Annotated in this window: 16 protein-coding genes, 5 tRNA genes and 1 pseudogene; 12 read left to right on the top strand and 10 right to left on the bottom strand. The window is 37.7% G+C overall.

From position 1 onward, the window contains the following. Positions 1 to 47 precede the first annotated feature (47 nt). On the top strand, positions 48 to 854 hold the full coding sequence (locus HCG49_RS14685) for an HAD family hydrolase (protein WP_168470283.1): 807 nt from the start codon (positions 48 to 50) through the stop codon (positions 852 to 854). 416 nt (positions 855 to 1,270) lie between these two features. Here HCG49_RS14685 and HCG49_RS14680 read toward each other — a convergent pair whose 3' ends face one another. The 6 genes from HCG49_RS14680 to tgt all read right to left on the bottom strand — a co-directional run bounded on the left by HCG49_RS14680 (position 1,271) and on the right by tgt (position 8,424). After that, the gene (locus tag HCG49_RS14680) at positions 1,271 to 2,500 is read right to left on the bottom strand and encodes an asparagine synthetase B (protein ID WP_240938713.1); all 1,230 of its coding nucleotides are present in this window, start codon (positions 2,498 to 2,500) and stop codon (positions 1,271 to 1,273) included. Positions 2,501 to 2,620: 120 nt separating this feature from the next. After that, complete coding sequence (gene dnaB / locus HCG49_RS14675) at positions 2,621 to 4,165, bottom strand: replicative DNA helicase (protein WP_168470282.1); 1,545 nt, start codon at positions 4,163 to 4,165, stop codon at positions 2,621 to 2,623. A 156-nt stretch (positions 4,166 to 4,321) separates the two neighbouring features. Continuing rightward, positions 4,322 to 5,275, bottom strand: coding sequence for an acetyl-CoA carboxylase carboxyltransferase subunit alpha (locus HCG49_RS14670; RefSeq protein ID WP_168470281.1), 954 nt, complete (start codon positions 5,273 to 5,275; stop codon positions 4,322 to 4,324). A 58-nt stretch (positions 5,276 to 5,333) separates the two neighbouring features. Further along, complete coding sequence (locus tag HCG49_RS14665; protein ID WP_168470280.1) at positions 5,334 to 6,224, bottom strand: DMT family transporter; 891 nt, start codon at positions 6,222 to 6,224, stop codon at positions 5,334 to 5,336. Continuing rightward, positions 6,211 to 7,290 carry an LptF/LptG family permease gene (locus HCG49_RS14660; RefSeq protein ID WP_168470296.1) on the bottom strand — a complete coding sequence of 360 codons (1,080 nt, stop codon included), beginning with the start codon at positions 7,288 to 7,290 and terminating at the stop codon, positions 6,211 to 6,213. Before HCG49_RS14660 ends, HCG49_RS14665 begins: the two co-directional genes overlap by 14 nt. A 3-nt stretch (positions 7,291 to 7,293) precedes the next feature. Further along, a complete protein-coding gene (gene tgt, locus HCG49_RS14655; RefSeq protein ID WP_168470279.1) occupies positions 7,294 to 8,424 on the bottom strand; it encodes a tRNA guanosine(34) transglycosylase Tgt in 1,131 nt (376 codons plus the stop codon). Positions 8,425 to 8,594: 170 nt separating this feature from the next. Here tgt and HCG49_RS14650 point away from each other — a divergent pair, with 170 nt between their 5' ends. Genes HCG49_RS14650 through HCG49_RS14640 form a run of 3 tightly spaced genes read left to right on the top strand, consistent with a single transcriptional unit; the run spans position 8,595 to position 11,069 of the window. Then, on the top strand, positions 8,595 to 9,440 hold the full coding sequence (locus tag HCG49_RS14650; RefSeq protein WP_168470278.1) for a transketolase: 846 nt from the start codon (positions 8,595 to 8,597) through the stop codon (positions 9,438 to 9,440). Positions 9,441 to 9,478: 38 nt separating this feature from the next. Continuing rightward, positions 9,479 to 10,432, top strand: coding sequence for a transketolase family protein (locus HCG49_RS14645; protein WP_168470277.1), 954 nt, complete (start codon positions 9,479 to 9,481; stop codon positions 10,430 to 10,432). Positions 10,433 to 10,481: 49 nt separating this feature from the next. Beyond that, complete coding sequence (locus HCG49_RS14640) at positions 10,482 to 11,069, top strand: porin family protein (protein ID WP_168470295.1); 588 nt, start codon at positions 10,482 to 10,484, stop codon at positions 11,067 to 11,069. Between the two features lie 800 nt (positions 11,070 to 11,869). Here HCG49_RS14640 and HCG49_RS14635 read toward each other — a convergent pair. The 3 genes and pseudogenes from HCG49_RS14635 to HCG49_RS14630 form a co-directional block, all read right to left on the bottom strand. Continuing rightward, positions 11,870 to 12,847, bottom strand: coding sequence for a hypothetical protein (locus HCG49_RS14635; RefSeq protein ID WP_168470276.1), 978 nt, complete (start codon positions 12,845 to 12,847; stop codon positions 11,870 to 11,872). 509 nt (positions 12,848 to 13,356) lie between these two features. Then, positions 13,357 to 13,686: pseudogene (locus tag HCG49_RS18610) on the bottom strand (IS4 family transposase); the annotation flags it as partial. A gap of 1,880 nt (positions 13,687 to 15,566) precedes the next feature. Beyond that, positions 15,567 to 16,331 carry an FKBP-type peptidyl-prolyl cis-trans isomerase gene (locus HCG49_RS14630; RefSeq protein WP_168470275.1) on the bottom strand — a complete coding sequence of 255 codons (765 nt, stop codon included), beginning with the start codon at positions 16,329 to 16,331 and terminating at the stop codon, positions 15,567 to 15,569. 79 nt (positions 16,332 to 16,410) lie between these two features. Here HCG49_RS14630 and HCG49_RS14625 point away from each other — a divergent pair, with 79 nt between their 5' ends. Genes HCG49_RS14625 through HCG49_RS14615 form a run of 3 tightly spaced genes read left to right on the top strand, consistent with a single transcriptional unit; the run spans position 16,411 to position 17,866 of the window. Continuing rightward, positions 16,411 to 16,785, top strand: coding sequence for an RNA-binding S4 domain-containing protein (locus HCG49_RS14625; RefSeq protein ID WP_168470274.1), 375 nt, complete (start codon positions 16,411 to 16,413; stop codon positions 16,783 to 16,785). Further along, on the top strand, positions 16,769 to 17,356 hold the full coding sequence (locus HCG49_RS14620; RefSeq protein ID WP_168470273.1) for a methyltransferase domain-containing protein: 588 nt from the start codon (positions 16,769 to 16,771) through the stop codon (positions 17,354 to 17,356). The genes HCG49_RS14625 and HCG49_RS14620 overlap by 17 nt, the downstream gene beginning before the upstream one ends. 9 nt (positions 17,357 to 17,365) lie before the next feature. Beyond that, complete coding sequence (locus HCG49_RS14615; RefSeq protein ID WP_168470272.1) at positions 17,366 to 17,866, top strand: phosphoribosyltransferase family protein; 501 nt, start codon at positions 17,366 to 17,368, stop codon at positions 17,864 to 17,866. On the opposite strand, the gene HCG49_RS14610 is transcribed toward HCG49_RS14615, so the two are convergent. Then, positions 17,855 to 18,370 carry a shikimate kinase gene (locus tag HCG49_RS14610; RefSeq protein WP_168470271.1) on the bottom strand — a complete coding sequence of 172 codons (516 nt, stop codon included), beginning with the start codon at positions 18,368 to 18,370 and terminating at the stop codon, positions 17,855 to 17,857. The genes HCG49_RS14615 and HCG49_RS14610 overlap by 12 nt on opposite strands. A gap of 137 nt (positions 18,371 to 18,507) precedes the next feature. Between HCG49_RS14610 and HCG49_RS14605 the strand changes: the two genes are divergently transcribed. The 5 genes from HCG49_RS14605 to HCG49_RS14585 all read left to right on the top strand — a co-directional run bounded on the left by HCG49_RS14605 (position 18,508) and on the right by HCG49_RS14585 (position 19,377). Continuing rightward, positions 18,508 to 18,580, top strand: a tRNA-Lys gene (locus HCG49_RS14605). 178 nt (positions 18,581 to 18,758) lie between these two features. Further along, a tRNA-Lys gene (locus tag HCG49_RS14600) sits at positions 18,759 to 18,831 on the top strand. 99 nt (positions 18,832 to 18,930) lie between these two features. Beyond that, positions 18,931 to 19,014 (top strand) — tRNA-Leu (locus HCG49_RS14595). 63 nt (positions 19,015 to 19,077) lie between these two features. Continuing rightward, positions 19,078 to 19,150 (top strand) — tRNA-Lys (locus HCG49_RS14590). A gap of 154 nt (positions 19,151 to 19,304) precedes the next feature. Then, a tRNA-Lys gene (locus HCG49_RS14585) sits at positions 19,305 to 19,377 on the top strand. Positions 19,378 to 19,591 lie beyond the last annotated feature (214 nt).

The raw sequence follows: 19,591 nt of genomic DNA, 5'->3' as shown, positions 1-19,591 counted from the left end.
TTAAATCAATTAAATACCGATACCTTTGCCTATTAAATTATATGAATATGGACTTATCTAAGGTAAAAATGGTGGTAACGGATATGGACGGCACCTTACTCAACTCTAAACACGAGGTCAGCCCACAATTTTTTTCGTTATTTGAAGAATTAAAGAGGCGAAACATACATTTTGTTGCCGCTAGTGGTCGCCAGTACAATAGTATTGCAGACAAGCTTCAACCTATTAAGGACCAAATAACCATCGTTGCGGAAAATGGCGCCTATGTAAGGCAACAAGAGAAAGAGCTATTAGCTACCCCCTTACCTCCAGAAACCATTGCCAATGCTTTGGCTATATTAAAAGATATTAAAGGAGTACACCCTATACTTTGCGGAAAAACAAATGCCTATCTCAACGGAGATTCGGACGAATTTATCAGCAAGTTAAAGGAGTATTATTCCGAGTTCACCGTATTAGATGATATCAGCCAATTTAAGGGCGAGATCCTAAAAATTGCTATTTACCATTTTGAAAGTTCGGAGAAGTATATCTATCCGGCGGTAAAGCATTTGGAAGCCAATTTGCAGGTAAAAGTTTCTGGCGCCAATTGGGTGGACCTATCCCATAGAAATGCTAACAAGGGATATGCCCTGCAGCAATTACAAGAACAGTACAATATAAGCAAAAACGAAACTATGGTCTTTGGAGACTACAACAATGATTTGGAAATGTTGGCGATGGCAGATTTCAGTTATGCCATGGCAAATGCCCATACCAATGTTTTAGAAGTTGCCAATTATACAACCGGCACTAACGATGAGTTTGGTGTTGAATCTGTTTTGGAAGCGCTGATCCATAGCCAACAGCTGTAGGCAAAACACCATTTAAACGATCATACTTTTTATAAATAGCCCTTTTTAGGGCTATTTTTATTTCTCCCTCACCCATGAGATTATAAAATCTGGGGTAATATAAATCTTAACAGCTTTTAGTATTATTATCTGGGCGTTCCCTCCTTCGTCGGTCGGGCTCTTCGCTATATCCCTCGCTCCGCTACGGGGATGCCGCTGCGATCCCTAACGCGGCCTAACACTAAGTAATTAACCATGACAAGTGGAAATCTGACAATGAAAGAATTAAGGATTCTTTTCTATGAAATGGCTACTTCGCCGAAGCCCCATTTCAGGGCAGCGAACAGACTCTTTAAACAAGGTTCCTTCTCCTACTTTATAAAAACGATTAAGCCGTAAACCTTATTAGCCAGTATATGAACAGAGTCAATAAAAGACTAGGTCTTTTGTTTCTTTTTCCGTGCGGCCGGAAACAGTACATTATTAAGGATTAACCGATACCCCGGAGAAGTTGGGTGCAATTCTAGTTCTGTTTTAGGATCGCCCACCCTATGCTGGTAATCTTCCGGATCGTGACCACCATAAAAGGTAAAGAATCCTTTCCCTTTGATCCCGTGAATATATCGGGCCTCGCCATTTATTTTATTTTCAGCCAACACTAATACTGTCGGTTTAATTTCTTCCCTTGTAAAGGCCGTTGTTTGCCCCATAAACCCTTTTACCAAAGCGGTATGGTTTTGACAAAGCATTGTAGGAATAGGATCCCATTTTGCCGAAAAATCCATCAAAGAAAAATAATCCGACTCTTTAGGGACCCTCGATCTTTTATTGGTCATGTCTATTGAGGAAAATTCGTACTGCAAAGGATTCCGTTCCAGCGTAAAATTAGTGAAGGCAAAAGTACTTTCAAAGTCAAGTTTATTTTGATAATTGGCATCGGAAGGATCGCCATCGAACATAGGCTCACAGATATCAACACCAGCGGCCGCTAGGGCAATATCAAAGCTATCGGTTGCAGAACACATTGCAAACATAAATCCGCCTCCAATAACATAATTCCTAATTTTTAAGGCAACATCCCGTTTTTGTTCCGACACCTTGGAATATCCTAATTTTGCCGCCATGGCTTCGGCATTTCTCTTCCCCTCAATATACCAGGGTGTAGCCCTATACGCACCATAAAACTTACCATACTGCCCTGTAAAGTCCTCATGGTGCAAGTGCAACCAATCATAGAGCACCAATTTATCTTCTAAGACCTCTTCATCGTAGACTTTGTCATAGGGTATTTCGGCATAGGACAGCACCATGGTCACGGCATCGTCCCAAGGCGGATTGTCTTTAGGCGAGTAAACGGCTATTCTTGGTGCTTTTTCTAATATTACAGCTTCTTGGTTTTGGGACGGACTACTGATACCTTCCAAAATAGACAAGGCCTGGGCATCTGAAATAACTTCAAAAGACACTCCTCTAATCTGACATTCTTTACGGATACTTTCGCCGTCTGGCAATAAAAAAGCCCCACCCCTATAATTTAATAGCCACTGTACCTTTTGTTGCTTGGTAAGCACCCAAAAGGTTATCCCATACGCTTTTAAATGGTTCTTTTGAGATTCGGCATCCATAGGAATAAGGATGTTCGAAGCAAAGCTGCTCCACGAACCCATCAATAAGGCCAAGATCAACACCCTCCTATATAGCAGTTTTAAAAGCATGGGAAGATAAAAATCTAGATTCACTTGAAGGATTTAGACCGTAAGATACACTATAAAATTCTTCTTTTAGAATTAAAAGGGCACATCATTATCGTCCATACCGCCATTGTTCATAGAACTTCCGAATGCTTCATTGGCATTGGGTAGGTTTTTGGTGATAAACGGATTATCCTCATTGGCGTTCATTTTGGATTGATACTCGAAGGGAGAATCAAAATCATCCAAGTTATCGAACTTACCTAAGTTACCGATAAACTTCAATCTGATATTTTCCAGACCACCGTTCCTGTGTTTTGCCACAATGAATTCTCCTTGACCAGCTGTTGGGGAACGCTCTTCATCGTCCCATTCATCAATCTTGTAGTATTCTGGTCTATAGATAAAGGACACAATATCCGCATCCTGCTCAATCGCTCCAGATTCCCTCAAATCCGATAATACAGGGCGTTTACTACCACCTCTTGTTTCTACGGCACGCGATAACTGCGATAAGGCAATTACAGGTACACTAAGTTCTTTTGCGAGTGCTTTTAAGTTACGGGAAATAGTAGATATTTCCTGTTCCCTATTTCCTCCTTTCTGACTTCCTCCTGCAGTCATCAACTGCAAATAATCTATGATGATCATTTTTATTCCGAACTGAGATGCCAATCGTCTGGCCTTTGCTCTTAGATCGAAAATAGATAAAGAAGGAGTATCATCTATAAATAATGGGGCATTCTCCAAGGCTTTCACCTTTACGTTCAATTGCTCCCATTCGTGTTTTTCTAGTTTCCCGGTCCTTAATTTTTCAGAAGACAATCCGGTTTCCGAGGATATTAACCTGGTAATCAACTGCACCGAGGACATCTCCAGAGAAAAGAAGGCTACTCCTATATTGGAGTTTACAGCAATATTCCTTGCCATGGACAAGGTCAAGGCCGTTTTACCCATACCAGGACGTGCTGCTACAATAATCAAATCACTAGGTTGCCATCCAGAAGTAAGTTTATCCAACTTATCAAATCCGGACGGAATTCCACTCAACCCTTCCTTACCGGCAATTTCCTCAATTTTTTTCTTGGCCTGCATCACCAAATTCTGTGCGGTTTCTGCAGATCTTTTTAAATTCCCTTGAGTAACGTCGTATAATTTAGATTCGGCGGTATCCAACAAATCAAATACATCGGTAGCATCGTCGTAGGCTTCCTCTATAATTTCGTTGGAGATCTTGATAAGACTTCTTTGAATAAATTTTTGAAGAATAATACGGGCATGAAACTCGATATGCGCCGAAGAGGCTACTTTTTGGGTCAGTTTAATCAGGTAAAAATCACCCCCTGCACCTTCTAAGCGCCCGTCCTTCTTTAATTGGGACGAAACTGTTAATAAGTCAATCGGCTCGGAGTTTTCGAACAATTTAAAAATAGCCTCAAAAATAAATCGATGAGCATCTTTATAAAAGACTTCGGGGTGCAAGATGTCTATCACTTCATCGACACCTTTCTTGTCAATCATCAACGCGCCAAGCACAACCTCCTCTAAATCAACCGCTTGAGGTGGTATTTTTCCTTTTTCAAGGTTTATGATAGTCGACTTATCTATCCGATGACCAATAACAGGATTTGTTTTTTCCATGAGTGCTAAATTAGACAAAAAAGCTTTAAAAAGGTGTTAACGATATCAACAGTTCATCAACAATTTCATTGTTAATAAGTTACAAATATTGTTGATAAGCAAAAAAAATCTGGAGAATTAATTCTCCAGATTTCCTCAGCTTGACAAATAGGCTTGCTATCCGTTATATACACCCATATTGGCATATTTATCCATACGTGAATTCACCAAATCTTTTGGTGATAACTTTTTTAATTCCTCGTAATGGGAAGATATTTTACCTTTTATGATATCGAATGTTTTATCGCGATCGGAATGTGCTCCACCGGCAGGCTCCTTCACGATTTCATCGATCAATTTCATTTTTTTCATATCGGTAGCCGTCAGTTTAAGCGCTTCGGCCGCCAATTCTTTATATTCCCAACTTCTCCAAAGGATAGAAGAACAAGATTCGGGCGAAATAACAGAGTACCAAGTATTCTCCAACATCAGCACACGGTCTCCTACTCCTATTCCCAAGGCACCTCCAGAGGCTCCTTCACCAATAATCACAACAATAATCGGCACCTTTAAACGGGTCATTTCCAATATATTTCTTGCAATAGCTTCTCCTTGTCCTCTTTCTTCGGCTTCAATTCCTGGATATGCTCCTGGAGTATCAATGAAGCAAACAACAGGTACGCCAAATTTTTCCGCAGATTTCATCAATCGCAAGGCTTTTCTATAGCCTTCAGGATTTGCCATCCCAAAATTACGATATTGTCTAGTTTTGGTATTATACCCTTTCTGTTGGCCTACGAACATATAACTTTGATCGCCTATTTTACCAAGGCCGCCAATCATAGCTTTATCGTCTTTTACATTTCGATCGCCATGCAATTCTAAAAAGGTATCCCCACAAAGGGCTTTTATATAATCTAAAGTATAAGGCCTATTGGGGTGTCTAGATAATTGCACCCTTTGCCATGCGGTAAGATTCTTATAAATTTCCTTACGAGTTTCTGCCAACTTTTTCTCTATTTGCTTACAGGTCTCAGAAACGTCCACATCACTTTCCTCTCCGATGATCATGCACTTGTCTAGCTGCTCTTCTAGTTCTTTAATTGGTAGTTCAAAATCTAAATACTCCATAGGTTTAAAAGTTTGTTTCTTTCAAAAAGCAAATATAAAACTTTAAAGGGAAGCTACCCTAACTCGCTTTTTTTAATTTTCCTCTATTTTTTAAAATACCGTTCGCCACAACTGTACAAAGTATCATCAAGGCCCCTACATAGAACAAGGCGTCCATTTTTTCGCTATCTCCCAAAAATATAAATGCCAGCACTAATCCGTACACTGGCTCCAAGTTAATGGTAAGCATTACGGTGTATGGCGAGATAAATCTCATAACTTTTACAGATGCGATTAGGGCATAAGCAGTACACACCGAGGCTAGGATAAAAATAAATATCCAATCGTTTTGTGATACTTCAAAAAATTCTGGTGTAAAGCCACCGGTAAACAATATATATAAGGACAAAAAGAGCACCCCACTGCCCAATTCATAAAAGGCTATCACTGAAGGTTTTTCGGACTGTATCAATTTTCCATTGATCAGGGAAAACACGGCCGACAAAAAAGCCGAAGTCAATGCCAAGAGCACCCCTAACAAATATCCGGACTCCACATCGAACATCACCAACAATCCTAGTATAACCACCACTCCAAAGAGCAGTTCGTACCAAATCATTTTTCTGCCATACCAAAATGGTTCTAAAAGTGCGGTAAAAAATGCTCCTGTAGACAAACAGGCCAAGGTTACCGATACATTGGACACCTTAATAGCCTTAAAAAACGTCACCCAGTGCATAGCAATCACAATACCGCCAATAACCAACATTATCAAGGTCTTGGGAGGTACTTTTAAAGGAAACCTTTTAAAGAGGATATATCCTAATATTAAGGTAACGGCTATCGTCATCCGATACCAAACCAACGGCAAGGCATCTAAGGTGATCAATTTTCCCAATACAGCCGTAAACCCCCATACAAATACTATTAAATGTAAAAGGAGGTAGTTATTAAATTTAGCGTTTTGCATTATTCAACAAATAAAGTCCAATGATTCCAAAGGCTACATTTGGTATAATCACAGCCAATAAGGGCGAAAAGCCTGCTTGTTCTGCAAGGGTACCAAAAACCTTGTCGAAAAATATATAAATAAAAGCCACTCCTATCCCGAAGGCCAAATTAACCCCCATACCACCTCTTCTCTTTACAGAAGATACCGCTACAGCAATTATAGTCAAGATAAAAGCGGCAACAGGAAGCGCCCATCGTTTGTATTTTACCAGGACATAGGTATTGATATTGGAAGCTCCTTTTCGTCTTTGAGTTTCGATAAATTCATTGAGCTCGAATAAATTCTTCGTTTCTGCAGCATAGGATACCGGAGTAAGATCGTCTATTCTAAAGTCAAAAATTGTATCCAACCTACGCTTGGTTTCCAGGATTTCGATATCGTTCACCAAGCTTCTTTTTTCATAAGACGTTAAGCGGTAGATACTATCTTTTTCTACCCATCTGATGTTAGCAGCTGAAATTTTATAGTCCAAGGTATTCTCCTTGTTAAAATGTTCCAAGGTAAAATTATACCCTATCTGCCTAGCCGGATCAAAACTACTGACATAGATATAATCGTTTTCATTCAATTGATTGAAAAGATTCGTAGTTACCCTATCTTGTTTTCCTTTTTTTAGATACTTATAAATAAACCCGTTATACCCGATACTGGCTTGAGGCACTATAAACATGCTCATAAAAAACATGATTACAGCGATTAGGGTTGCTCCAATAAGATAGGGCCGCATAAACCTGCCATAAGATACCCCCGAGCTAAGAATTGCGACAATTTCGGTGTTATTCGCTAATTTAGAAGTAAAGAATATCACCGACAGAAACAGAAAAATAGGAAATAATAAATTTCCAATAACCAGTGTAAAATTTAAATAATACATGGCTATTTCTGCCAAAGGCGCCTCATTATCGATCATTTTACCTATCTGTTCTGCCAAATTTGCCATGATCCCAATGGGAACAAAAAGCAAAAGCATCACAAAAAAGGTTGCTAAATACCGTTTAAGTATATATTTATCTAATATGGTTATCACTTACAATCTTTTGTCCATTTGTTTTACCATGATCGATTTCCATTCCGAGAAATCTCCGGCTAAAATATGTTTTCTAGCTTCACGAACCAACCAAAGATAAAAACCAAGGTTATGAATAGTAGCGATTTGTTTCCCCAAATATTCGTTGGCAGCAAACAAATGGCGTAAATACGCTTTTGAATATTCTAAATCTACAAAAGTGATTCCCATTTCGTCTATTGGCGAAAAATCGTCTGCCCACTTTTTATTTTTGATATTGATAGTACCATGAGCGGTAAAGAGCATTCCGTTTCTAGCATTCCTGGTCGGCATCACGCAATCGAACATATCGATTCCCAAGGCAATATTCTCCAATATATTAATAGGAGTCCCTACCCCCATTAAGTATCTAGGCTTGTCTTCTGGCAACACTTCACAAACCACTTCGGTCATGGCGTACATTTCCTCTGCTGGTTCTCCTACCGATAGACCGCCAATAGCATTACCTTCTGCTCCAACGCTAGCGATATATTCTGCCGACTGCCTTCTTAGGTCCTTATAGGTAGACCCTTGTACTATAGGAAAGAAGGTTTGTTCATACCCATAGGTAAAAGGCGTTTTATCTAAATGTTTAATACAGCGATCTAACCATCTATGCGTCATATGCATAGATCTTTTTGCATAATTGTAATCACAAGGATAAGGAGTACACTCATCAAAGGCCATAATAATATCGGCTCCGATATCTCGTTGAATCTCCATAACGCTTTCAGGCGAAAAGAAATGATAAGAACCATCTATATGGGACTTAAACTTTACCCCTTCTTCCTTTATCTTTCTATTTCCGGACAATGAGTACACTTGATATCCGCCGCTATCGGTCAGAATATTACGATCCCAACCCATAAATTTATGGAGACCTCCGGCCTGCTTCAATATTTCTATTTTAGGACGCAGGTACAAATGATAGGTATTCCCTAGAATTATATCAGGATTTATTTCTTCTTTCAGCTCCCGTTGATGCACCCCTTTTACCGAGGCTACGGTACCTACCGGCATAAATATAGGAGTTTCAATTTTACCATGGTCAGTTATAAGCTCTGCGGCTCTGGCCTTGGATTTAGGGTCGGTGTGTTGTAAGGTAAATTTCAAGAAATATGATTTTTATGAGCGCAAAGATAGTCAACCAAGCTTACTAATTTCCCTAACAAAAAAATAAAGTTATGTTATCGGCAATGAAATTTGACAAAATAACACTATTCGAACTTGTATACCCAAAAGATAGCCATTACTTTTGATAACTTTTTAAAAACATACATAAAATGCCTAAACTACAAGAATTACAAGATTTGACCATTCAGGTACGCAGAGATATACTAAGAATGGTTCATAAGGTCAGCTCCGGGCATCCAGGAGGTTCATTGGGGTGTACCGAATTTTTGGTTGCACTATACAATGAAACAATGCAGTTACAACCCGAGTTTGACATGGATGGTAAAAATGAAGATCTTTTCTTTTTATCAAACGGTCATATATCTCCGGTTTTCTATAGTGTATTGGCAAGAAGAGGATATTTTCCTGTTGACGAATTAAATACTTTTAGATTAATCAATTCTCGTTTGCAAGGGCACCCAACTACTCACGAAGGTTTACCAGGGGTTCGTATTGCCTCGGGATCTTTAGGACAGGGAATGTCTGTAGCCTTAGGAGCAGCGCAAGCGAAAAAATTAAACCAAGATCCTACCTTAGTATATACCCTACATGGTGATGGAGAATTACAAGAAGGGCAAAACTGGGAGGCCATCATGTATGCCGCTGGAAAGAAAGTAGACAACCTTATTGCAACCATAGATTACAATGGACAGCAAATTGACGGTTCTACTGATGATGTATTGCCAATGGGCGATTTAAAATTGAAATTTGAAGCTTTTGGTTGGGACGTTCTTGAAATTAAAGAAGGAAATAACTTAGAAGCTATTATTAAAGGACTAGCAGAGGCTAAAACTAGAACTGGAAAAGGCAAACCTGTTTGTATCTTATTACATACTATTATGGGGCATGGCGTAGATTTTATGATGTACACGCACGCTTGGCACGGTAAAGCTCCTAGCGACGAGCAATTAGAGAATGCTTTGGCTCAAAACCCAGCAACTTTAGGCGATTATTAATCCCCTGCATTTCCAAATAACAATAAAGAAAATACACTATGAAAAAATATATAGATCAAGGTAAGAACGATACAAGGAGCGGTTTTGGAGCTGGACTTACTGAACTAGGAAGAACCAACCCAAATGTAGTTGCCCTTTGTGCGGATTTGATTGGTTCCCTTAAAATGGAAAAATTTATTGAGGAAAATCCTGAGCGTTTTTTCCAAATAGGTATTGCCGAAGCAAATATGATGGGTATTGCAGCGGGACTTACCATTGGCGGAAAAATTCCGTTTACCGGAACCTTTGCCAACTTTTCTACTGGAAGGGTATACGATCAAATCAGACAGTCTATAGCCTATTCTGACAAGAACGTAAAAATATGTGCTTCACATGCTGGACTTACTTTAGGTGAAGACGGTGCTACCCACCAAATATTAGAAGACATAGGGATGATGAAAATGTTACCAGGAATGGTCGTTATCAATCCTTGTGACTACAACCAAACAAAAGCGGCAACCATTGCCATTGCAGATTACGAAGGTCCTGTTTACCTACGCTTTGGAAGACCAAAAGTAGCTAACTTTACCCCAGTAGACCAGAAATTCGAAATCGGAAAAGCTGTGATGCTTAACGAAGGTACCGATGTTACAATTGTAGCTACCGGTCATTTGGTATGGGAAGCTTTGATCGCTGCCGAAAACCTAGAGAAATTAGGTATTTCTGCCGAGGTTATCAATATCCACACTATTAAACCATTGGATACTGCAGCTATTTTAAAATCTGTAGAAAAAACAGGTTGTATCGTTTCTGCTGAAGAACACAACTATTTAGGAGGATTAGGAGAAAGTATTGCTGGATTCTTAGCGACTGCACGCCCTACACCTCAGGAGTTTGTAGCTACCAAAGATACTTTTGGAGAAAGCGGAACCCCAGAGCAATTAATGGAAAAGTACGGCTTAAATCACGGAGCGATTGAAAACGCCGTTCAAAAAGTCCTTAAGAGAAAGTAATCTTGGTATCATTTTTGGTTAATATTAACTTTAAAAATTAATTCATATGATGAAAAAAACATTTTTATTGGCAGTATTTGCTTTAGGAAGCTTCACTGCTATCGCACAAAAAGAGCCTGGATTCGGGATCAAAGCGGGTATTAACTACGGTGCTAACGGTGATTATTTTGAATCTACTGAAGAAGCTTATAAAAATCCGGATAGCAATGTTGGTTATCACGTTGGTTTTTTTGGCAAGGTAGGTACGGATATTTACTTTAGACCAGAACTGGTGTACACCAAAACAAAATCGGACTACGAAAACAACAGCCTTGACATGAGCAAACTAGACCTTCCTCTTTTAGTGGGAGTTAATCTTGTTGGCCCATTACAGGTTTTCGCCGGTCCTTCTTTCCAATATATTTTGGATACGGATTTTGACGGGGTTACCATTGGTGATGTTGAAAATGATTTTACAGTTGGTATGAATATTGGTGCTGGAGTTTCTTTCGGGAAGTTTGGAATAGACCTTAGGTACGAAAGAGGTTTTACCGAAAATGAGGTCTCTGTAATTAGAAACAACGGAGGCGTTATTGCTAACGACAGAATAGACACCAGACCAGATCAATTAATTTTAAGTTTAGCCATAAGCCTTTAAGAAGCTTTAGCTTTTATAGCTTTACAGTACAAAACCGCCTATTGGATATTTTCAATAGGCGGTTTTCTTTTTTTAGTCCACGGCCTGAAGGCCGTGGCAATTGATACTGAAAAACTCCTTCCTTTAGTACAGCCTGAAGACCGTAGCAATTCATGCTTCTGATAATTCTTCTTTTAATGCCAAGCCATAAGACCTTAACTATTCACTGTAGCAGCTGATTTCATTTGCATCCGGCCTGAAGACCATGGGAATATATTTTAAAAAAAATCACCTTAAGACGAAAATCCTAAAAGCCTTGCTATTCGAAATACTCGACCTGAAAACCCTTTCGGATATAAAACCATAAGATTTTGCGGCCTTTTTTTCGCGTTAGGGACCGCGGCGGCATCCCCGCAGCGGAGCAAGGGATATAGACAAGGGCCCGCCCGACAAAGGAGGGAACGCCCAAAGCATTCTTAGAAGCCCTCTAAGAATAAAGCATCACCTATTGGTAACATTATCCCTATTATTTTTTATCGTCCTGCCAGATAACTCATCTATGCGAAATTTGGATACGAAAAGTCGCTGCACAAAAAAACCAGCTTCTGAACTATTTTCAAAAGCTGGTTTTATATAAATTATAAACAGAGACAGACTATTTCGTATCCGCATCTAAATAATCAGGAATACCATCCCCGTCAGTATCCGGGAAGCTTACATTCCCTTCTGCATCAATTTCTATTTCGTCCCTAGTTGGGGTACCATCTCCGTATTTAACTTTTAAGCCGCCAGTCGTTAATTTTGAAAAGCGATTATTTTTTTTAGTTCATGTCTGAAGCATCATAATCCCAAACGTAATTAGAGCCAAAATGCGATTGACGTATTTTTCCTGAAAATTTCAAATCTAAAGGCTCATCATTGCAATAATGTGGTGGGTTACAATTGATCTCACCAACCAAAACAGTATAGGAACCTGTAAAACAATAAGTTTCAAAATTAATAGGTGGTGAGATTGGATTACTTGGAATATATTCATAAGCAGCTAAATTAGTGACTACCACACTCATCGCTTCATCACCCACATTATTCCATTTACATTTCCAAAACGAACAATATTTAGCTTGTAAGCTAAAATTTAAAAATATTTTTTTAGAAATCATATTACCATCTTGAAAAATTGTCTCGCTAAACAATCGATTAACAAACCTCCTATCCCTACTACTTCCTACAACTGTATTATTACAATTGACACCATGAGCAGCTCCAAAAGTATTATAAAACGTGTAATTAGTAGCATGATTGAAAACCTTATCAGTATTACTTGATTTTTCAACTTTAAGATCAACAATTTCATTAACAATCTTTCCGATTATTTTATTTTCTTCAAAACGGTTAGACAAAATTTTCTTCTGATTGCTTTTAATAAAATGACCATCTTTTAATTTTATAATATCCTCACCTATTTTAAACTCCATATCCTTATTTAAAACAGCCTTTAAGGCATCTGAATAAAACGTGGTTTTATCAACCTCCTCTTCAAAATTGGTAGTATCTATCGGCTGTTCGTACGTTGCTGTCAAAAATGAATTCCTAAACCCTTTTTGATTAAGCCAAATCTCAAATTCCTCTTTAGAACTTTTTTTAGAAAGCTCATCATAGGTTTCAATAAACTCATTAAAATCACTAAAATTTATCCAATTACTATTTATCATTTTGGCCTCACTCTTAACTTCTTCAAAATCATTAGAACAAGCAAAAAACAAGAAACTAATTGCAAATAGAAAACTTAACTTCTTCATAACTATAATTTTTATTTAGTATTCCTTCGTAATATTAGGGTATTTTCCTTCTTATATTGTAACTTTTAATAAAATATTAACCTATTAATTTATTAAACAAACATTAGAAGAACAATTTCAAAAACAAAACCTACGCTCTTGGCTAAAAACCAAAAGAAGTACAAACCGTGTGATGAATTATTTAATTGAATCTAATTCGTTTTTTCCGGACATAAACCTTAAGAACAAAAAAGCTTGGCTTATTAAGTTTTTATGTTGACATCCTATTGTGTAGAACCTAGACACTTTAAGAACTTAAACCGACCAATAAAGACCATTAGTAGATATCGTATTACGTACATCAAATTGAAGAATGCTATTTTCATATGTGTTTTTTTGAATTTTAGGTCAATTAAGGGAAAAGCTATTCCATGAGACGTTATTCCCTATCTATTTAAAGTTTACCATAAGCCTAAATGTTTATAAGTTAACTCAAGTTACGCATCTGAATTATTTCAAGTAACAGATTGTTATTTAAACTCATAAATATTTGTAAGAAACCCAAAATATTGGATATTATCTTGGATGCAACCAGTTATTATCAAATATTTATAACAGTTTTTCCAAAACAGTCAAAATTAAGATGACAACTGCTAATATCCTGTTATTTAACTTTTTTTTCAATAATCTTGTTTCTAATCTTTAAATAATCCACCTATGGTTTCGTTAACTTCCATCCGGCACAGGATGCTTGTGAACATATATTGGGCCATTGTAATTGTTATTTGCTCGGTCTGAACATCAAAATTGATAGACTGGAATTTTCCAAGCCCAAAGAGCGGCTTGGCTTCTTTAAAGAAATTATGCTAAACTTTACATAATTTCTTTCGGGACATAAAACAACAACTGCACATAAAGTCTATCATTGGAACCTGTGAGAATGTGGTGATGATACAAATTTTCACCGCATTAATTACCATACGCGTCCTTAAAGCGTTAACAGCCTAGCCAAAGCACCCTTGGTATCTATCAATTTTAGTGGCATATATTTGACTAAACCTTTTTATAAAGCTAGATGTAAACAAATGTCTCGATAACCCCTTTGGAAAGGAACAACGACCTCCAAACACATCCAAGGGGTTCTTTTTTGAAAACCTATGGAATAATGCGCATAAGCCAGTAAATTGGCTAAATTAAAAGTGCATAAAATTTATTTAGAACAGGATTGTTAATCAAAATAATCTTTATCAATCACAACAAAAGGTTTTTTATATCAGATTAAATCCTTTTAAGAGAATGTTATAGTAATTAAATTCTCTGGAAAATATTATCAGATTAGAAATGAAGTTACACTGATAATTGTTTCCATATTTTCCCAGGTTATCCAGCTTTTCTTTTTCAATTAAGACAAACTCATTTAAGAAAGAGCTAAAGAGCCTTATTGTAAGCGAATTCACGTATTCAAGTTTTCAATAGCGAGCCACTTAGTCGAAGAATCTTATTAATTTACGGATAGCATTTATAAAAAGTTGCTAGATAACAACAAAAATCCTAAACTTCTTCGATTATTAACCCTTGATAAGATACCTCGATTAAAAAGGCCTCATAAGCCTAAACAGTAGTTCTTGCCCTCGCTAATCAGTAATTCCTGAGACGCAATACAACCACTGATAACGGAGATTCTCATCGCTCCCAAAAAATCATAGGCAATGAACATTATAGCATATCTGTTGCTATTATACATCTTCCTTGTTGATAAACACGCTTAGAGCGAAGGAAGCTTAAAATTTATTTTATATAAGGGGTTTTCCTGCAATTTTATTGTAAAAAACAAGATACACAGCAAAACGCTTTCGAAAATTTCGATTTGAAGGTTTAATTGAAACAAAAAATAATATCGCATAACTATTTCCTATTTAAATAATAGCCACCTATTATTCATTCAGCTTTTAAAACAACATATTACTTATGAAAACACATACGTATTAATAGTAAGGATAATTACTTAGATATAAAAGGAAATCTTTCTTTATGAGGTATGAAACCAGTATCCGTTGATTGGCATCACCCTATATATAACTAAACTATCTGTTTTTTAAGTTAAGCTTAAAGCTTCGCCACGGTGACAACTCCTTCCTTTAGTACAGCCTGAAGGCCGTGGCAATTCATGCTTCTGATAATTCTTCTTTTAAAGCCAAGCCATAAGACCCTAACTATTCACTGTAGCAATTGATTTCATTTGCATCCGGCCTGAAGACCATGGGAATATATTTTTTAAAAGATCACCTTAAGACTAAAATCCTAAAAGCCTTGCTATTCGAAATACTCGACCCGAAAACCCTTTCGGATATAAAACCATAAGATTTTGCGGCCTTTTTTTCGCGTTAGGGACCGCGGCGGCATCCCCGCAGCGGAGCAAGGGATATAGACAAGGGCCCGCCCGACAAAGGAGGGAACGCCCAAAGCATTCATAGAAGACCTCTAAAAATAAAGCATCAACTATTGGTAACATTATCCCTATTATTTTTTATCGTCCTGCCAGATAACTGATCTATGCGAATTTTGGATACGAAAAGTCGCTTCACAAAAAAACCAGCTTCTGAACTATTTTCAAAAGCTGGTTTTATATAAATTATAAACAGAGATAGACTATTTCGTATCTGCATCTAAATAATCAGGAATACCATTATTTTTACTATCCATGAATGTAACATTTATATCCTCTTTAATTCCTTCAGCTCTACTTAACGAAATTATTATCCGGATTTTCTTTCGTTTTAGCAACCAATAAGTTGATGTGAAATAATAAAGGAGCATAAGCCTGTCCCACCGAAGGATTTTGAAAATAACCTAAACCAGACGGGATGAAAATTAATCCAACGCCACTACCGGTAACTTCGAAGGTACCATCTCCGTTCTCAACAATTTCTCCTCCGGCTTTAAATTTTGCAATTCCTTCCCTAAAACCCGTAACCGCAGGAGGAATCTGGACCTTTTCAGATAACGTACCCGGTAAATCAATCCAACTAGCGCTCCCTAACCTACTATCAAAAACAGAACCATCCAAACGCATTCCACTATAATTCAGATACACTGAATCCTTTGGAGTAGCTTGTTTCCCAACACCTTCCCTAGCTATTAAATAATAAAGGTTGTGTGGAATATCGGTTTCTACGATAGCTTCCGCTCCCAAACGCAAATCCGAGGTAGACACTTTTACCACTTCTATCTTCACCTGATCTATCAAAGGAATTTTCTCGGAATTACTTCCAGCTATCGTATCAATTACAATCCTATAATCAAAATCCTCCGTAGGGTTTTCAAAGGCTTCGTAATTGTAAAAATGAGTTTCTAGAAAGGTTTTTATCTCGGCATCATTTTCCAGCGCCACTTCACTTAATAATCTTGGCGGTGTTGGTGGTATAGAAGATCCACCATCATCTTTCTTACATGAGTATACGAAAGTGACAATTAATGCGAGGAAAAGAATTCTTTTAATATTCATTGATTTCTTATTTAAAGGCCGCAAGATACAATTTTCCCCTATTTTTGTAGAAGACGTTAACAAAGAATTTCAATAGTTTATGCGGATTGACAAATACTTATGGAGCACCCGTTATTTTAAAACCAGAAATATCGCTTCGGAAGCATGTAAAAAGGGACATATAAAGATTAACGGGCAGGTGGTTAAACCTTCCCGAGAAGTATACCCTACGGACAAAGTAATTGTCCGAAAAGATCAAATTAATTATGAATTTACTGTTTTAGACATCCCAGAAAGCAGGGTCGGCGCTAAATTAGTAGATATCTATCGAAAGGACACCACTCCAAAAGAGGCTTTTGAACACAATGAACTTTTAAAGTATTCCAAGGATTACTACAGAAAGAAGGGAACCGGACGCCCCACAAAGAAAGACAGAAGAGAAATAGACGACTATTTGGATGAAGAACCTGAATAAAGAATTTTGGGAAGACAGGTATATCAGCCAGGATACCGGATGGGACATAGGCCATATTTCTACGCCCTTAAAGTCCTATATAGATCAACTTAGGGATAAAACGATCAAGATTTTAATTCCTGGGGCCGGAAACGGCTATGAGGCGGTGTACCTTGCAGAACAAGGGTTCTGCAATATTACAGTAATAGACATAGCCAAACCGCCGTTAGAGCAGTTAAGAGGCAGGCTTAAAGAAGCCGATGCAGTAACACTTATTGAGGGAGATTTTTTTGATCTGGAACTTTCTGATTTTGACCTTATATTGGAACAGACCTTTTTTTGCGCCTTGGACCCGAGTCTACGACCGGCCTATGTCCGTAAAATGAAACAACTCTTAAAACCTAAGGGAAAATTGGCAGGGCTACTGTTTAATTTCCCCTTAACGGAATCAGGTCCGCCCTTTGGAGGAGACCAGAAGGAGTACAAAATGCTTTTTTCAAAAGACTTTACCATTAAGGTATTGGAAAACGCCTACAATTCTATAAAACCAAGAGCAGGTAAAGAACTGTTTTTTATCTTTGAATCCAAATAATTGCACATTATGGTCAATAACATATTATCACACCAAGAAATACAACACAAAATCAAGCGCATCGCCTATCAAATATACGAAGCCAATGTTTTTGAATCCGAAATAATCATCGCTGGGATTGTTGGGGGCGGATTAAACTTTGCCAAAAAAATCCAAGCTGTTCTCAATACCATTACAGAGGCCCAAATTACCTTATGCGAAGTGAGCATGAACAAATCGAATCCGCTTACCACTGGGGTACAGACTTCCATTCCAGAAGAAGAGTACACCAACAAATCGGTAGTTTTGGTAGACGACGTCCTTAATTCGGGTACTACCTTAATATATGGAGTACATCATTTCCTTAGAGTTCCCTTAAAGCAATTAAAAACGGCTGTGCTGGTGAACCGAAATCACAAGAAATACCCTGTAAAGGCCGATTTCAAGGGTATTTCGCTTTCTACTTCATTACAAGAACATGTAGAGGTAGAGTTTAGGCCAGAAAACGACCGTGTCTATTTAACGGAGTAAGCCTTTTATCTCTTCAACAATTTCCTGAGGCTCTTTATGATCACAATTTATGATATAGGGAGCCTTTAGGTAATAGTTATTTCTTTCGAACAAGTGCTTCCCTATAAATTCTGGCAACTCATCATTGGGAATATTTTTTATCAAAGGCCTGTGATCTTTTTCTTTTATTAGCCGTTCGGCGAGTCCAGGAATGGATACTTTTAGGTAAAAAACATAGTCGGCCATAGCCAACATAGTCTCCATATTTCCGGAATAACAGGGTGTACCTCCCCCTGTAGAGAGAATAAAATTATTTTTTTTCGTTAAAACTTCATTTAGATATTGGTGTTCTTTTTTACGAAAAAAGATCTCCCCACGCGTCTTAAACACATTGGAAATAGAATCTCCAAGTCCGTCTTCAATAACTTCATCCAAATCTAAAAAACTGCTTGCCAAATCTTTAGACAACAATTTACCGATAGTAGACTTACCACTACCCATATATCCAACCAATGCTATTTTCACAATTCTAATTTCCTGTAAAATTGCCTCATTAAAATGGGATATCAAAAAAAAACCAAAAAAATTGAAAAAGCATTTGGTGGCTTCACAAATGGTCGTATATTTGCACCCGCAAACACGCCGTGTTAGCCACAAATAATGACTTGGTAGCTCAGTTGGTAGAGCATCTCCCTTTTAAGGAGAGGGTCCTGGGTTCGAGCCCCAGCCAAGTCACTAAAGTTAGGTTTCCACTTAACTTTTTTATTTTTTAATAACGCCTAAAATAACGGCTTAGGGTTATCTCTGAAATATTGAATAAAAGATTTAAATGCACAGCAGTCAGATGCAAGCATAGATCTGATCATTAGAAACGTATATTAAGATAGGTTTATTTTTATACGATATACATTCTGACTTGGTAGCTCAGTTGGTAGAGCATCTCCCTTTTAAGGAGAGGGTCCTGGGTTCGAGCCCCAGCCAAGTCACTAAAGTTAGGTTTAACCGCTTAACTTTTTTTTATTTGAAATAGTTTCTAAATCATTTCTTTTAGAAAGGCGTCCGATTTTTGGATATCTAACTCAAGAGCCCACGTGGTGAAATTGGTAGACACGCCACCTTGAGGGGGTGGTGTTCGCAAGGACGTGCTAGTTCGAATCTAGTCGTGGGCACTAAGCAGTATAAATAATAGTTTTTACATTGTTTTTATTTTTTTGTCCTGCGCAGCATATAATGACTTGGTAGCTCAGTTGGTAGAGCATCTCCCTTTTAAGGAGAGGGTCCTGGGTTCGAGCCCCAGCCAAGTCACTAAAAGGCAAGAGTTTTATTCTCTTACTATTGTTTGACATCGTTTCTAAAGCGTTTTAGAAATTATAAAAACAGATTCTAGTTTATATCTAGTATTCAGAATATCATCAATAGCCATTATTAATTGTTTTGGTTTTTGCTTTAAATACATAATGACTTGGTAGCTCAGTTGGTAGAGCATCTCCCTTTTAAGGAGAGGGTCCTGGGTTCGAGCCCCAGCCAAGTCACAAAAAAGCTAAGTGTTTCACTTAGCTTTTTTTGTTTAAAACAGTTATTAAAGGCGATTCTTTTAGATAAAGCTTTCTTTACTTCTTTTAAGCACCAGCCCCTTTGATTTTCATTTTCTCCCCTCCCTTATCTCTAAATCCCTTTATTAAAACTATTTTCCCTTAGAAATAATTATATTTCCTAGACTACTATTCTACTCTCCAGCCCTTGAAT

The sequence above is a fragment of the Arenibacter sp. 6A1 genome, from assembly GCF_012272855.1.
Classification (GTDB): Bacteria; Bacteroidota; Bacteroidia; order Flavobacteriales; family Flavobacteriaceae; genus Arenibacter.
Note: the sequence above shows the minus strand (reverse complement) of the source record. Positions and strands in the feature narration are given on the sequence as shown.

Excerpts from the sequence above, each read along its gene's own strand:
- HCG49_RS14685 (WP_168470283.1), top strand. The coding sequence starts at position 48 with ATGGACTTATCTAAGGTAAAAATGGTGGTAACGGATATGGACGGCACC.
- HCG49_RS14680 (WP_240938713.1), bottom strand. The coding sequence starts at position 2,500 with ATGGGTTCGTGGAGCAGCTTTGCTTCGAACATCCTTATTCCTATGGAT.
- dnaB (WP_168470282.1), bottom strand. The coding sequence starts at position 4,165 with ATGGAAAAAACAAATCCTGTTATTGGTCATCGGATAGATAAGTCGACT.
- HCG49_RS14670 (WP_168470281.1), bottom strand. The coding sequence starts at position 5,275 with ATGGAGTATTTAGATTTTGAACTACCAATTAAAGAACTAGAAGAGCAG.
- HCG49_RS14665 (WP_168470280.1), bottom strand. The coding sequence starts at position 6,224 with ATGCAAAACGCTAAATTTAATAACTACCTCCTTTTACATTTAATAGTA.
- HCG49_RS14650 (WP_168470278.1), top strand. The coding sequence starts at position 8,595 with ATGCCTAAACTACAAGAATTACAAGATTTGACCATTCAGGTACGCAGA.
- HCG49_RS14645 (WP_168470277.1), top strand. The coding sequence starts at position 9,479 with ATGAAAAAATATATAGATCAAGGTAAGAACGATACAAGGAGCGGTTTT.
- HCG49_RS14640 (WP_168470295.1), top strand. The coding sequence starts at position 10,482 with ATGAAAAAAACATTTTTATTGGCAGTATTTGCTTTAGGAAGCTTCACT.
- HCG49_RS14635 (WP_168470276.1), bottom strand. The coding sequence starts at position 12,847 with ATGAAGAAGTTAAGTTTTCTATTTGCAATTAGTTTCTTGTTTTTTGCT.
- HCG49_RS14630 (WP_168470275.1), bottom strand. The coding sequence starts at position 16,331 with ATGAATATTAAAAGAATTCTTTTCCTCGCATTAATTGTCACTTTCGTA.
- HCG49_RS14625 (WP_168470274.1), top strand. The coding sequence starts at position 16,411 with ATGCGGATTGACAAATACTTATGGAGCACCCGTTATTTTAAAACCAGA.
- HCG49_RS14620 (WP_168470273.1), top strand. The coding sequence starts at position 16,769 with ATGAAGAACCTGAATAAAGAATTTTGGGAAGACAGGTATATCAGCCAG.
- HCG49_RS14615 (WP_168470272.1), top strand. The coding sequence starts at position 17,366 with ATGGTCAATAACATATTATCACACCAAGAAATACAACACAAAATCAAG.